Consider the following 14,238-nt stretch of genomic DNA (forward strand, 5'->3'; position numbering starts at 1 on the left):
AGTCAAAGATCAGCTGGCCAAGCGGTTTACCTGCTCCACAAACCCTGCAGGAACATTATCAATTGCCGGCCGAGCGTCCCCGCAAACATCTGGATGCGGGACATCTGGCTCCGACGCCAGGGTTACAGGCGATTCGGACCAATGTAGCAGTTCCAGCCGACCATTCGCCTGCTCAACCAGCGCCGTGCAGTGTTCGACCCAGTCGCCATCGTTACAGTAAAGACTCTCTTCGCTACGCAGGAACCCGGCCGAATGGATATGGCCACAAATAAATCCATCGTAATGGCCCTTTTCCGCGACAGTGAGCGCCGCAATTTCAAACCGCCTGATAAACGTCCGGGCCCGGCCTATCCGGCTTTTTACCCAGGCCGCCAGCGACCAGTAGGGTTTCCCTTGCACGCGCCGCCATGCGTTAAACCAGCGGTTCAGCCGTAACAGCAACCCGTGGGCACGATCACCCACCAGCAGCATTAGCGGACTGCAGCGAACTACCTGATCAAACTGGTCGCCATGGCAGACCATGAACCGGCGTCCATTCGCTGTGGTGTGAACCGCCTTATGCTTAAGCTCTATGCCCGCGATGGTCTGTCCACAGAACGCGCGGAAGAAGTCATCGTGATTACCCGGGATGTAGATCACCCTTGTATCCGTCGCCGCGATTTCAATCAGGCGACGCACAATCGCGTGATGTTCAGAGGGAAGGTGTATCCGCCTCTGCATGGCGATAAGGTCAATGATGTCGCCTACCAGATACAGAGTTTCACATTGCACCTGGTTCAGAAAATCCAGCAGGTAATCTGCCTGGCAATCCGCGGTACCCAAATGCACATCAGAAATGAAAATGCTCCGGTAGTGTTGCATCGTTTCTCCTGCCCTCAGCCTGCCCGGATAACCGAAGCATCACAAAACCGAATGACGACAAGGTGACAACCTAGAGACAATTCCGTGAATCGGCAGTAAATCGCCGGAACCGAGGTTCAGTGGTTCCGGCAATAGAGTAAATAGGAGAAAGCTACACCTTAAAAGATTAACGCAGCTCCGGATTAAGGGTATAGGTCCCCGTCACCCGCGCGCTCGCCAATACATGCCCGGCCATGGCTTCCCGGACATCGTTGCCGTCGAACTCTCCTTCGAGGCCAAGACTGCCCACATCAAGGGCGTGCACTTCAAAATGGTAGTGGTGAACAATCTCGTCATTCCAGGGCGGGCAGGGGCCGTCATAACCTGCATAGGTACCGGCCATATCCGGGTTGCCGGCAAGAAACTGGGTATAGTTGTTTACACCGCGAAGGCCGATGGGGCCCGGCCCGGGATCCTTGCCCTTGGGAATAACACCATCACTGTCCTCGCCTTCGGGAATCCGGCCGGTGTTGGCGGGCACATCCACCAGCAACCAGTGAAAGAAATCCACTCTGGGCAGGTCCGCGGGCACCGTCTTGCCTTCCTGATTAACATCATCCGCCACACTGGGCACGTCCGGATCAAACATCATTACCACAAAGCTCTGGGTGCCTTCCGGCGCATCATCCCAGATGATTTCGGGGTTACGGTTAGGCCCGAAACTCATGTGGTCCTCTTCGCTGTAGACGCCAAATGCGAATTTCTCCGGTATTGGCTGGCCCTCTTCAATGCCTCGAACATCCAGTTTCATACCGCTGCCTCCTATCGATTATTGGCCTTGGATTCATTGACTGTGTCTGGGACAGTCGCGTTCTGTGATAATACGGTTTTAACACAAAATCGATTAACCTGACCACGGAGCGCCAATGAGCGAAAAAACACCCGGCCAGCCGCAACAGCCCACCAGTCAGAAGGACGAAGACGCCGTTGCTTTTGCCCGCGGCATTTTCGAACTGGCACGAAATGGCGGCGCGGGTCCGCTCAGCGTTATGCTGAATGCTGGTGTACCGGTAGACATGCGTACCAGTGAGGGTGACAGCTTACTGATGCTCGCCAGCCGCAATGGGCACCTTGAGACGGTTCGGCTGCTACTGGAAAGCGGCGCAGACCCGGAGACCCTCAACGATCAGGGCGAATCCGCTTCGAGCCTCGCAACGTCAGACACCATCCGAAGCCTGATCAGCGACTGGAGCCAGTAATCCCGAATGTTCAACCAGGGAGAAATTATTCACCATGCCCGGGATTCTCTCGGCAGCATTCTGGTGATCGACTACCGCAAACATCGGGTTCTGACCTTCAACTCCGTCTTTGAGCAGAGCAAGATTGACCGGCGCTGGCCGCACCTGCCTGTCCACGAATACAACCGGGCCATGATCTTACCCGCGGCGTTCAACGAGCCCGGGCACGTCACGATCCTTGGGCTTGGCGGAGGTGTCATGGCCAGTGCCTTTCATCACCTTTACCCGGACTGCCACATTCATGCAGTTGAACTACGGCAAGCGGTGCTGGATGTCTCCCGGGAGTTCTTCGATCTGCCGGAAAGTGACCGGCTGACCGTCACCATCGGTGATGCCCGGGCCGCTCTTGAGCAAATGCCGGAAGCCAGCACGGACCTGATTCTGGCCGACCTGTACAACTCGGATCGAATGAGCCCGGCGCAGGCCCAGCGGATGTTCATTGATCACTGTAGTCGTGTACTCGGCCCCGGCGGCTGGCTGGCGCTGAACTATCATCGCACGCCGGATCCGGACGGGCCCTATTTCCGACAGCTCAAGAAGCATTTTTCTGTACTCCTGATGTTCAGGAGTAAAAGTAACAACACTGTCATTTACGCCAGCAAACGACCTTTCGAGGCGATGCATTCCAGGGATCCCCGGCTGGCCAAACTGGAGGAACGCCTGCCTATCGACTGGCGCCGATTGATGGCAAAAGTCACCCGCCTTTGAGCCAGGCCCTTGATCAATAGGCAGAATGCTCCATAGTACTAGTAACGATATCCATAAAGACAAGGAGAAGACTCATGGCCGATGAAGACTACAAAAAGCTGCACCCGATCCTCAGCGAGGTCACACAGACCTATGTTGATCTGTATTCCAACAAACCCAACGAAAAGAACCGTGAGCAACTAATCAAACTGGAGGCACTGCTGCACGAAAAACTGGAACAACTGAAGAAAGCACGTGACGAAAACGGCGGTCCTGCATCTGGTTGACGTGGTGGTACTGACAAAGACTGGCGCCATCATGGCGCCAGTCAGGTCCATTTTTCATGAGGTGGGACATAGGTCCTGAAACCATTGACCAGGTCCTCAGGCGTCTCTGCGAGAACCAGCATGTCGATGTACTCCTGCTTCACGAATCCGGCCGCTTCCATGGTTCTCACCATCGTCAGCAACGGCTCGTAGAACCCGTCAATGTTATAGAGGGCACAGGGCTTGTGATGAAACCCCAACTGCCCCCAAGTCCAGGCCTCAAAGATCTCCTCAAGGGTACCTATGCCACCGGGCAGGGCGACAAAGCCGTCGGCAAGCTCTGCCATCCTGGCCTTGCGCTCATGCATGTCCTTCACCACAAACAGCTCGGTCAGGCCGCTGTGGGCCAGCTCCCGGTCCCGCAAGTGTTCAGGGATTACGCCATAGACTTTACCGCCATTTGCCAGCACTGAGTCGGCAACTATGCCCATCAGTCCTACGTGACCACCACCGAACACCAGATCAATACCATTGGCGCCGAAGAACCGCCCAAGTTCACGGGCTTTATCCGCATAAAGGGAATCGTTTCCGGACCGGGAACCACAGTAAACGGCTATTTTCATTTGGGTATCTCTTGTTTCATACAACGTTTAACCCGGCCCGCCATTTTGCAGTCTCCTCATAAAGTAGCAGACAGCTGGCTCCGAGGTCGCATTGAGCATGTGCCTGAAAACTCTAGCATGTAGGTTCAAACAACAAAAAATCGCAGGAGTACCCCATGGCAGGGCGTGTCATGCTCCTTTTTGCCTGCCTGATGTTGTTGCCCTCGGCCCATGCGGAGCTGACGGACAGCAAGCGGGCGCTGATTCAGGAACTGTTTCCGAAAGCCACGGTGATTGAAGACAAGCTGTCGGACTTTCCCGTTTACCCGGTGTACCAGCTCCAGGAGCTGCTCGGCTATGCCTATGAGTCGGTGGACCTGAGTCGGCTTCAGGGCTTTGCCGGCAAACCAATCAGCATGCTCATTGGCCTGGATGCCCGTGGCCGGTTCACCGGCGTCAAGATACTAAGCCATCACGAGCCTGTCTTTCTGCATGGGCTTGGAGAAGAACCACTATTCGGATTTGTAGACCAGTATGAGGGCCGCTCACTGCGTGAACAGATCATCGTCAACACCTCAAACTCCAGGCGAAGCGGCAAGGACACCCAAGGAAACGTTGTGCACTTTGACGGCGTCAGTAAAGCCACCGTATCGGTACTGATCATCAACGATACGGTCCTCTCATCCGCCCTGAAAGTCGCCCGCACCAGGCTGCCAGGCTTTACCCAGGCAGCACCAACCCGCGCCCGGGCCGACTTTTTTGAGCCACTTACGTGGCAAGAGCTGGTAAACCGGGGTTACGTCGTCCACTGGCAAGTCCAGGCTGACAAGATTGAGGAGAGCGTTGGCCGACCACTGTCGGACTATCCGGAAGCGCCGGACGTCATGCCGGGAGAGCCGTTCACTGATCTCTTCTTTGGCTACATCAACTCCCCCATGGTGGGCCGAAACCTGTTGGGAGACGACGGCTACAACCGTCTGCTGCAAAAAGCCGGCGACGGCGCCCAGATTCTGGCAGTGATGTCCCGCGGACCGTTTACCCACCTGTCAGACGACTTTGTGCCCGCCAGCGCGCCCGACCGGCTGGGCATGGTCCAGAATAATCTGGCGGTGGAGATGCGGGACCTCAACATGTTCGATGGCACTATTGCGCTGCAGGCAGAGGGCATGCCGGACTTTGCCCGACAAACCCTGTTCCGGATTGGTGGCAACGCCGGCTTCAACCCCGGTGCCAACGCGGAACTCAGACTGAACGTGGAGCTTGAACGCAATCACCTGATAACGGACCGGACCACCCTGGATGTACCTGTGAGCTTTTCCAGCGACCTGTTTGAGACAGTCGAGGTCGCTCCACTGCCGGAGCATACCCGTCAGCCAGTATGGGTCGGTCTGTGGAAGGAGCGCTGGTGGCAGATCTCCCTGCTGGTCACAGGTCTTGCCGTACTAACGGTCTTCTTTGCCCGCCAGAAGTCACTAAGCCGTCATCCGAAACTGGTTCACCGCTTTCGCTGGGGCTTCCTGTTCTTCACTCTGTTTTTCATCGGCTTTTATGCCCAGGGCCAGCTTTCCGTGGTCAACATCTACACCCTGTTGTTGGCCTTGTGGGACGACTTTTCACTGAATGTTTTTCTGCTTGATCCTGTCCTTTTCATTCTTTGGACCTATACCTTCATCACGCTGTTCATCTGGGGGCGCGGCCTGTTTTGCGGCTGGCTGTGTCCCTTTGGCGCCCTGCAGGAAATGGCAGCCTGGCTCGGGGAAAAGCTGAAATTCAAACAGGTTCGGGTACCTGAGCACTTGCATCGGCGGCTGATCCTGCTCAAGTACCCGATTTTGATCGGGCTTGTGGGCACGGCCTTTTACTCGCTGACCTTGGCGGAGCAATTGGCGGAGGTGGAGCCGTTCAAGACCAGTATCACACTTCTGTTTGTTCGCTACTGGCCCTTTGTGGCCTATGCCATAGGTCTGCTGGTGATCGGCATGTTCATCCACAAGTTCTACTGCCGCTATCTGTGCCCGCTTGGTGCGGGCCTGGCCGTGTTGGGGCGCTTGCGTCTGTTCAGCTGGCTGGACCGTGTGGAACTCTGCGGTAACCCTTGCCAGCACTGCAAAAATGAGTGCGGCATCAATGCCATTCGCAAAGACGGGCGGGTTGACTACGATGAGTGCATCCAGTGTCTTGAGTGCGTGGTGATCCTTCGGGATGAAGACCAGTGTGTGGACAAACGACTGCAAAGCAAAAGGAAAGGCAAGCCGCACATTCTGGCGACGGATGCGGCGCAGCCTATTGAAATGTCGTGAGGCACAAGCCTTGGGGCAGAATGGAATAGGCACTTCTGTCGAATTGTATCAACCATCCTGACCGCGTTAATATTAAAGCTGCAGCATTAGCACCCTACCTTTCAGTGCATCGCAGTGAGGACAGCCAAGCGCTTTGTGCCAAAGTGTTTGGCTCTCTTCATTTAAAGGTCTGATTGTTATGGACAACCTTCATCATATCGTAGTGGTTGGCGGTGGCGCTGGCGGTCTTGAGCTTGTCACCAGTCTTGGCAACAAACTGGGCAAGAAACGCAAGGCCCGTATCACCCTGGTCGATGCTGGCCTGACCCACGTCTGGAAACCCCTGCTTCACGAAGTCGCCTCCGGTTCCCTGGACGCCAGTGCCAACGAGATCAATTACCGCGCCCACGCCCGGAAGCATCACTACGAGTTCCAGCTCGGCCGTATGAGGGGTCTTGATCGCAAGGCCAAAAAACTGGTCATTGCGTCGTTTCATGACGAAGAAGGCGTGGAAGTGGTTCCGGAGCGACACGTCAGCTACGACACCCTGGTTATCGCCGTAGGCAGCACTGCAAACGATTTCGGCACGCCTGGCGCCCAGGACAACTGCCTCTTCCTGGACAGCCTGAGACAGGCACGACGTTTCCATAACCTGATGCTGAATGCGTTTCTGCGCAAGAACCATGAAGCGCTTGAGGGACAGGACCACATCCTGAACATCAGTATTATCGGGGCTGGCGCCACCGGTGTTGAACTGGCTGCGGAGTTGCGGTTGGCTTCGCGGGAACTGCCGGTCTATGGCATGAACCACCTGCAATCCTCGGATGTATCCATCTCCGTGATTGAAGCCGCGGACCGCATTTTGCCCGCCCTTCCGGGGCGTCTGTCCGCAGCCGCCACCCGGGAACTGGAACACCAGCATGTGAAGGTATTGACGGGCCAGCCGGTGAGTGAAGTCCGGGAAAGCAGCATTATCATGAAAGACGGCACCGAACTGCCATCTGAGATGACTATCTGGGCCGCAGGCATCAAAGCGCCCGCGTTCCTTGCAGAGCTCGACGGCCTGGAAGTCAACAAAAGCAATCAACTGGTGGTGGAGCAGACCCTGCAAACCACCCAGGATGCGGACATATATGCTTTCGGAGACTGTGCAGCCTGCCCCCAACCCGATTCCGACCGGCCGGTTCCCCCCAGAGCCCAGGCAGCACACCAGCAAGCTGCGGCGCTGTTCAAAACCCTGTGCAATCGCCTGGGCGGCGGCGAGGCCGTGCCCTTCGTCTACAACGACCACGGCTCATTGATCAATTTCAGCCGCTACACGACGGTCGGCAACCTGATGGGCAATCTGTCCGGGCGCAGCATGTATATTGAAGGCAAAGTGGCGAGATTATTCTACGTTTCGCTGTACCGCATGCATCAGGTCGCCCTTCATGGCTTTGTCCGTACTGGCATTATCTGGCTTATGGATAAAATCAGCCGTGCGATGCAGCCGCGTCTCAAGCTCCATTAGCACAGGCTGGCCTCAGCCGGCACCGAACCCAGTCAATCATCGGCGCCGGGTAGATGCTGGGGACCAGCATCGCTTCCGCCATTACCGGGTGAGTCACCCCGTCGATACGACTGCCCCGGACGGACGGGGCGAGGGAAGCCGTATACAAAGGATCTGGAGAAAGCGATACATAGGTCGGGGAAGGCGACCTGGAGCAGTCGCCTTCGACCCTAGTCGTGGCTGATCATGATGTGACGCACGACGGTGTAGTCCTCCAGGCTGTACATGGACATGTCTTTACCATAGCCCGACATCTTCACGCCCCCATGGGGCATTTCCGAGGCCAGCAGCATGTGGGTGTTGATCCAGGTGCAGCCGTAGCGGAGTTTTGCCGCCAGGCGGGTGGCTCGGGCAGTGTCCCGCGTCCAGACTGAAGATGCCAGGCCGTAAATGGAGTCGTTGGCAAAGTTGAGCACCTGGGATTCCGTCTCGAATGATGTGACGGAAACGACAGGGCCGAAGACTTCTTTCTGGACAATTTCATCAGCCTGACGGGCATCTGCAATCACGGTTGGCGCAAAGAAGTTACCGGGCTGATCCAGCCTGCCACCACCGATGGTAACTCTGGTATGGTCCAGTGCTTCGGCGCGTTTTACGAAGCCTTCGACCCGTTCAAGATGAGCCTTGCTGACTACCGGTCCAATCTCACTCTCGTCGTCAAACGGCATTCCCACCCGGAGGGTGCGAACGGCGTCGGTCAGTGCATCGACGAACTTGTCGTAAATGGATTCCTGGACATAAACCCTGGATGCTGCGGTGCAGTCCTGTCCCGCATTGGCGAACGCAAAATTCTTCACGCCATCAACCGCTTTCTCAATATCCGCGTCCTCAAAGACAATAACCGGGGCTTTGCCACCCAGTTCCATGTGCGTCCGTTTCATCGTGGCCGCGCCGCTACTGACAATGGCCTGGCCGGTAGGGATCGATCCGGTCAGTGACACCATGTCGACGTCCGGATGTGATGTCAGCGGCGCGCCGACTGTCTGGCCACGGCCAAAAACGACATTGAGAACGCCGGCCGGCAACTTGTCCTTGAGCATGGTGGCAAGCTGCAGGGTTGTCAGCGGTGTTAATTCAGACGGCTTGAGAACCACGGTATTCCCGGCTGCAAGTGCTGGCCCCAGCTTCCAGGCGGCCATCATCAACGGGTAATTCCATGGGGCAATTGAGGCAACAACGCCAATCGCGTCACGGCGAACCATGGAGGTGAAACCAGGCAGGTATTCGCCACCGGCAGAGCCGTTCATGCAGCGGGCCGCACCGGCAAAGAATCGGAAAATATCAACGACGGCAGGAATTTCTTCATCCAGCATCAGGTGGTACGGTTTCCCTGTGTCGAGGCATTCCAGCTTCGCAAACAGCTCGGCATTGTCTTCGATCAGGTCGGCAATGCCCAGCATGTGGAGCGACCGGTCCTTGGGGGTCAGTTCCGACCAGCCGGCAAAGGCAGCCCGTGCCGCCTTGACCGCCTCATCCACCTGCGCTTCGGTTGCTTCACTGATGCTCAGAACCCGTTCGTCATTATGGGGGGACACAATATCAACGGCCTCGCCCTGTCCAGCCACAAGCATCCCGTTGATGAGCATCTGGTGTTCAATATCTTTGATCATTTGGTTCATGGCTTGGTCCTTATCGGTCTTTGGTGAGCCAGTAGGAAAGCAGTACAGGAAGCATGGTCATCATCATGACCAGCAGTGCCACTACATTGGTGATGGGCACATCACGCGGCCGGGATAGCTGGTTGAGCAACCACAGCGGAAGGGTCGGCTCATGACCCGCAGTGAAGATCGTCACAATCAACTCGTCGAAAGACAGCGCGAATGCCAACAGCCCCCCGGCAAACAGGGATGCGCCCAGGTTGGGCAGGATGATGTACCAGAACGTCTGCCAGGCGGTCGCACCCAGGTCATAGGAAGCTTCGACGATGTTGAATGAAATTCGGCGCAGTCGGGCGACAACATTGTTGTAGACGATCACCACACAGAAGGTTGCGTGCCCGATGGTAATGGTCGCCATACCCGGGGTAATGCCAGCTGACTTGAAGGTGCTCAGCAGCGAGAGGCCGGTGACAATACCCGGCAGTGCGATAGGCAGGATCATGATCAGTGTGAAGGCGTTTTTGCCCGGAAAATTGTTCCGGTAGAGCGCCAGCGCCGCCAATGATCCCAATAACAGGGCGATCAGCGTGGATATCGCCGCAATCTGCAGGGAAAATCCGAGCGCCTGAAAGATGTCATCACGCTCGGCGGCCTTGAAAAACCACTCGACCGTGAACCCTTTGGGCGGGAACGAGAACGCCGATTCCTCGGTATTGAAGGCGTAGATCAGGATGATCAGTATCGGGAAATACAGAAAGCAGATACCCGCCAGCGCAAGCCCTTTCAGCAGCCAGGTCGATTTATCAGAGTGCATCGAACGCCCCCGCCCTTTTCGCAAAGTAGAGATAGACCGCGATAATCAGGATCGGGGCCAGGGTGAAAGCCGCTGCCATTGGCATATTGCCGATTGAGCCCTGCTGGACGTACACCATGTTGCCAATAAACAAGCCTGGCGGGCCCACGAGTTGTGGAACGATGTAGTCACCGAGCGTCAGTGAAAAGGTAAAGATGGAGCCGGCAATAACACCGGGAATGCAGAGCGGCAGAATGACATGGCGAAACGTCTGGAAAGGGCGTGCGCCAAGGTCATTTGACGCATCCAGCAAACTCGTCGACAGCCGCTGCAGAGCCGCCTGTATCGGCAATATCATGAACGGCAACCAGATATAGGTGAATACCAGAAAACGTCCCACATTGGAGGTGGACAGGGTATTGCCACCGATGGACGGTATATCAAGGATCGCATGCAGTACGCTGGTCAGGCCCAGTGCATCAATGATCCAGTAAGCCACACCTTCCTGCGAGAGGATAAGGGTCCAGGAATACGCCTTGACGATATAGCTGGTCCACATGGGCAGGATGACGGAGATATACAGAAACGCCTGCATCTTCCCCGAGGCATGACGTGTCATGTAGTAGGCCACAGGAAAGGCGACAACCGCGCTGAATACCGACACCGCCAGTGCCATGGTGGCAGTTCTGATAATGATGTCGGCGTTGGCCGGCGAGAACAGATTCCTGATGTTCTCGAGGCTGAAATCCCTGACCACAGTCATGGTGAAATCATCGAAGGTGTAGAAGGACTGGCTCAGCAAATGCAGCAGTGGGTAGATGTAAATCACCAGAAACCAGACGGCGGGCAGTCCGAGCAGCAGTATCAGCTTCAGGCGCGGCCGGTTGAACAGGGATCCCGATTTCCTCACGGCGGCCCGGTTTTCAGCGGTAGCAGGCATCATGACCCCGGCTCCTCCAGCCTCACCATATCCGCGCGATCCCAGCTGATACTGACGGGCTGCTCGCCCAGCGAGTTGCGATCAAAGGCATAGGGTGGCTGGACCAGTAACGTACGATGGTTGGGCAGTCGGATTTCAACTTTGGTTACCGCGCCCTGGTAGAAAATTTCGGATACCTGGCCCTGCAAGGTCATATCGCCGTGGCCATTGTTGAGTCGGATTTTTTCCGGGCGCAATGCGAAAACCTGGGGACCGTCGACAAGCTCGGGAAACAGCTTGCTGTCAATGATATTGGCCGTTCCCATAAAGTCGGCAACAAAGCGGGTTTTCGGCGACTCATAGAGTGCTTCCGGAGTGCTGACCTGCTCAATCCTGCCCTGGTTGAATACCGCAATCCGGTCTGACATGGAAAGGGCTTCGCCCTGATCGTGCGTGACGAAGACAAACGTGATACCCAGCTGTTTCTGCAGGGCCTTGAGTTCACCCTGCATCTGTTCGCGGAGCTTCAGATCCAGGGCGCCCAGTGGTTCATCCAGCAATAACACCTTTGGCTGATTCACCAGTGCCCGCGCCAGTGCCACACGCTGTTGCTGCCCACCTGACAACTGATTAGGCCGGCGATTGGCCAGATGCTCCAGATCCACCAGTTTGAGCGCATCCTTTACCCGTATTGCCCGGTCTTTGCGTCGTACCCCTTTGACCATCAACCCGTAACCGACGTTGTCTTCGATGGTCATATGAGGAAACAGCGCATAATCCTGGAAGACAGTATTCACGTTGCGTTTGAAAGGAGGGAGCCACGTGGCGTCTTCACCATTGATATAAATGGTGCCCGACGTTGGCTGCTCAAACCCCGCCATCAGGCGAAGGCATGTGGTCTTGCCCGATCCCGAAGGCCCAAGCATGGAAAAGAACTCACCTTCTTTGACGGTGAGAGATACGTCATCGACAGCCTTAACATCGCCAAAGTGACGTTTCACATTCTCAAAGATCACTGACATAGATGACCCGGATTTCTGGAGTTGACGTCAATCGAGCCTGTTCCCGTTACTCATGGGAACAGGCTCCCGGGAGGGAAGCGTTAGCGGCCACCCATGATGGCGATGTAATCCTGCGTCCAGCGACTGTATGACACGCATTCCTTGTCGCCGTCACACTGAGCTCTCGGAGTCTTCCAGAACGAGACCTGTTCGAAATGGTCTGCACCATTGGCCTTGCAGCCGTCTTTGCCCAGCAGGTCGTTGTCGTCACAGGCGGCGGGTACGGCGGGTACGGAACCAAACCAGGACGCCAGGTCACCCTGCAGCTTGGGCGTGATTGACCAGTTCAGCCAGGCATAGGCGCACTCCTGATTTTCAGCATTTGTGGCCAGCATGGTGGTATCTGCCCATCCGGTCACACCTTCCTTGGGGAAGCTTGTTGCAATAGGCTGACCGTCTGCTTTCAGGGCATTGGCCTGGAAAGGCCAGGCGCTGGAAGCAACCACCCCTTCGTTCTTGAAATCACTCATTTGCACGTTGTAGTCGTGCCAGTACCGATGCAGGAGATCATGCTGTGTACGCAGCACGTCCAGAACAGCCTGGTATTGCTCTTCATTCAGCTCGTAGGGGTCGGTGATGCCGAGCTCAGGCCTCTTGTCTTTGACGTAAAGCGCAGCGTCAGCGATATAGATCGGTCCATCGTAGGCCTGAACCCTACCCTCATTGGACTTGCCGTCCGGCAGTGTCATGGGCTTAAAGACCACATCCCAGCTATCTGGCGGTGTAGTGAATACATCGGTGTTATACATCAGCAGGTTGGGGCCCCACTGGAAAGGCACACCGTAGTGTTCACCGTTAACGGTGAACCAGGCACCATCCTGCAAGCGAGGGTCTATCGAGTCCCAGGCCGTTATTCTGCTGATATCAATAGGCTGGACGCGCTTGCCATAGATCAGGCGAAGCGAAGCATCACCGGATGCGGTGACCAGGTCATAACCACCCTTTGCCATCAGGCTGACCATTTCGTCAGAAGTCGCTGCGGTTTTTACGTTAACCGAGCAGCCGGTATTTTGTTCAAACTGGGTAACCCAGTCGTAATTGGGATCAGTGTCCCCACGTTCAATATACCCCGGCCAAGCCACAATGTTGACCTGGTCCTCTAAGCCCTCGGCAGCATGAGCGCTGGTGCAAACAAGGGTGAGCGAAAGCGCCGCTAGTTTCAGATTCTTTATTTTCATGACCGGTACCTGTCGTCTGAGTGAGCCGCATTGTTGGCACAATATATTTACTTGTTATTGAAGATTCTTTTTTCCTGAGTTCTTACCTAAAGCTTATTCAGCAATCGCGGGGCATAGCCAATACAAAATAAAGAAGCCTGCCATTGAAAAAATCGATATCTCGTTGAATAATGAACTTCCCATAACGAATCATCGAATTGCGGGCCCGGCATAACAGATACCCTGCAGGAGCATGGCGACATGTTTTCGTTCAGGCAGATTCAATACTTCATTGCGGTGGCAGAGACTGGGTCGGTGTCATCGGCGGCCAATGCCGTCCATATTTCCCAGTCGACGCTCACAACCGCCATCAAACAGCTTGAGGACGATGTCGGCGTCAGTCTTTTCTCCCGGCATTCCAAGGGCATGGAGCTGACCCATTCCGGCCATCAGTTTCTGCGTCAGGCTTACCAGATCATGTCGGCCGTCGACAACGCGAAACGCAGCCTGACCGAGGCGACCGATGAAGTCATTGGCGCCCTCAACATTGGCGTGACAAGCCTGGTTTCAGGCTACTATCTCGCTGACCTGCTCTCCGGTTTCAAGAAAATCTATGGCAACGTGGAACTGCGTGTTTTCGAGGATGACCGTTCCTATATCGAGCATTTGCTGGTCAATGGTGAACTGGACGTAGGGGTGCTTCTTCTCTCCAGTATCGAGAACCATAAAGCGCTCAACACCGAAGTTCTGACCTATTCCCGTTACCGGGCGTGGCTACCGCCGCACCACCCTCTGCTCCTGGAAGAGTCCATCAGCATGGACCAGTTGTTGCGGGAACCCCAGATTTTGCTCAGGGTTGATGATCTCAGCGACCAGATCCGGAGTCTGTGGCGCGGCTTTTCGCAGGAACCGGAGATCGCCATTCAGAGCGGCTCTGTGGAGGCGGTGCGAAGTCTGGTTTATGCCGGAATGGGAGTCTCTCTGATGCCGGATATGACCTACCGCCCATGGTCACTGGAGGGTGATCGTGTCGAAGCGCGGCAGATCATTGATCTCTCCGACACGCTGGACATTGGACTGGCCTGGCGTCGAGGTGGTCGCCGCAATGCACTGGTTGAATATTTTGTGTCGGTGGCACGGGAGCAACTGCCTTCGGCTTCAGGATCCGCCCTGCCTATATAGAGAGTTG

General features: G+C 55.9%; 14 protein-coding genes. 6 read left to right on the forward strand and 8 right to left on the reverse strand.

Going from position 1 to position 14,238, the window contains the following annotated elements:
- Positions 1-9: 9 nt before the first annotated feature.
- Complete coding sequence (locus tag BKP64_RS14650) at positions 10-861, reverse strand: UDP-2,3-diacylglucosamine diphosphatase (RefSeq protein WP_070971671.1); 852 nt, start codon at positions 859-861, stop codon at positions 10-12.
- 166 nt (positions 862-1,027) lie between these two features.
- Positions 1,028-1,651: a YbhB/YbcL family Raf kinase inhibitor-like protein gene (locus BKP64_RS14655; RefSeq protein WP_070971673.1), complete on the reverse strand. Its 624-nt coding sequence runs from the start codon at positions 1,649-1,651 to the stop codon at positions 1,028-1,030.
- A gap of 115 nt (positions 1,652-1,766) precedes the next feature.
- On the opposite strand from BKP64_RS14655, the gene BKP64_RS14660 reads away from it, so the two are divergent.
- The 3 genes from BKP64_RS14660 to BKP64_RS14670 all read left to right on the forward strand — a co-directional run bounded on the left by BKP64_RS14660 (position 1,767) and on the right by BKP64_RS14670 (position 3,112).
- Entirely contained in the window at positions 1,767-2,099 is a 333-nt protein-coding gene (locus tag BKP64_RS14660) for an ankyrin repeat domain-containing protein (RefSeq protein ID WP_070971675.1), read from the forward strand.
- Positions 2,100-2,105: 6 nt separating this feature from the next.
- Entirely contained in the window at positions 2,106-2,846 is a 741-nt protein-coding gene (locus tag BKP64_RS14665) for a spermidine synthase (protein WP_070971677.1), read from the forward strand.
- A gap of 74 nt (positions 2,847-2,920) precedes the next feature.
- Positions 2,921-3,112: a hypothetical protein gene (locus tag BKP64_RS14670; RefSeq protein ID WP_070971680.1), complete on the forward strand. Its 192-nt coding sequence runs from the start codon at positions 2,921-2,923 to the stop codon at positions 3,110-3,112.
- Positions 3,113-3,153: 41 nt separating this feature from the next.
- Here BKP64_RS14670 and BKP64_RS14675 read toward each other — a convergent pair whose 3' ends face one another.
- The gene (locus tag BKP64_RS14675) at positions 3,154-3,714 is read right to left on the reverse strand and encodes an LOG family protein (protein ID WP_070971686.1); all 561 of its coding nucleotides are present in this window, start codon (positions 3,712-3,714) and stop codon (positions 3,154-3,156) included.
- A gap of 155 nt (positions 3,715-3,869) precedes the next feature.
- On the opposite strand from BKP64_RS14675, the gene BKP64_RS14680 reads away from it, so the two are divergent.
- Together BKP64_RS14680 and BKP64_RS14685 are read left to right on the forward strand one after the other, a co-directional pair.
- Complete coding sequence (locus BKP64_RS14680; RefSeq protein WP_070971689.1) at positions 3,870-5,993, forward strand: NosR/NirI family protein; 2,124 nt, start codon at positions 3,870-3,872, stop codon at positions 5,991-5,993.
- 178 nt (positions 5,994-6,171) lie between these two features.
- Positions 6,172-7,482, forward strand: a complete 1,311-nt coding sequence (locus BKP64_RS14685; RefSeq protein ID WP_070971694.1) for an NAD(P)/FAD-dependent oxidoreductase — start codon at positions 6,172-6,174, stop codon at positions 7,480-7,482.
- 209 nt (positions 7,483-7,691) lie between these two features.
- On the opposite strand, the gene BKP64_RS14690 is transcribed toward BKP64_RS14685, so the two are convergent.
- From BKP64_RS14690 to BKP64_RS14710, 5 genes are all read right to left on the reverse strand, one after another.
- Positions 7,692-9,119: a gamma-aminobutyraldehyde dehydrogenase gene (locus BKP64_RS14690; protein ID WP_070973702.1), complete on the reverse strand. Its 1,428-nt coding sequence runs from the start codon at positions 9,117-9,119 to the stop codon at positions 7,692-7,694.
- A gap of 31 nt (positions 9,120-9,150) precedes the next feature.
- Positions 9,151-9,933 (reverse strand): ABC transporter permease, encoded by a 783-nt coding sequence (locus BKP64_RS14695; protein WP_070971697.1) that lies wholly within the window; start codon positions 9,931-9,933, stop codon positions 9,151-9,153.
- Entirely contained in the window at positions 9,923-10,855 is a 933-nt protein-coding gene (locus BKP64_RS14700) for an ABC transporter permease (protein WP_070971700.1), read from the reverse strand. Before BKP64_RS14700 ends, BKP64_RS14695 begins: the two co-directional genes overlap by 11 nt.
- Positions 10,852-11,853: an ABC transporter ATP-binding protein gene (locus tag BKP64_RS14705; RefSeq protein WP_070971703.1), complete on the reverse strand. Its 1,002-nt coding sequence runs from the start codon at positions 11,851-11,853 to the stop codon at positions 10,852-10,854. Before BKP64_RS14705 ends, BKP64_RS14700 begins: the two co-directional genes overlap by 4 nt.
- A gap of 80 nt (positions 11,854-11,933) precedes the next feature.
- Entirely contained in the window at positions 11,934-13,070 is a 1,137-nt protein-coding gene (locus BKP64_RS14710; RefSeq protein ID WP_070971705.1) for an ABC transporter substrate-binding protein, read from the reverse strand.
- A gap of 240 nt (positions 13,071-13,310) precedes the next feature.
- Between BKP64_RS14710 and BKP64_RS14715 the strand changes: the two genes are divergently transcribed.
- A complete protein-coding gene (locus BKP64_RS14715; RefSeq protein WP_070971707.1) occupies positions 13,311-14,231 on the forward strand; it encodes a LysR family transcriptional regulator in 921 nt (306 codons plus the stop codon).
- Positions 14,232-14,238 lie beyond the last annotated feature (7 nt).

Origin of the sequence: Marinobacter salinus (assembly GCF_001854125.1) — a bacterium.
In the GTDB taxonomy this organism is placed as follows: domain Bacteria; phylum Pseudomonadota; class Gammaproteobacteria; order Pseudomonadales; family Oleiphilaceae; genus Marinobacter; species Marinobacter salinus.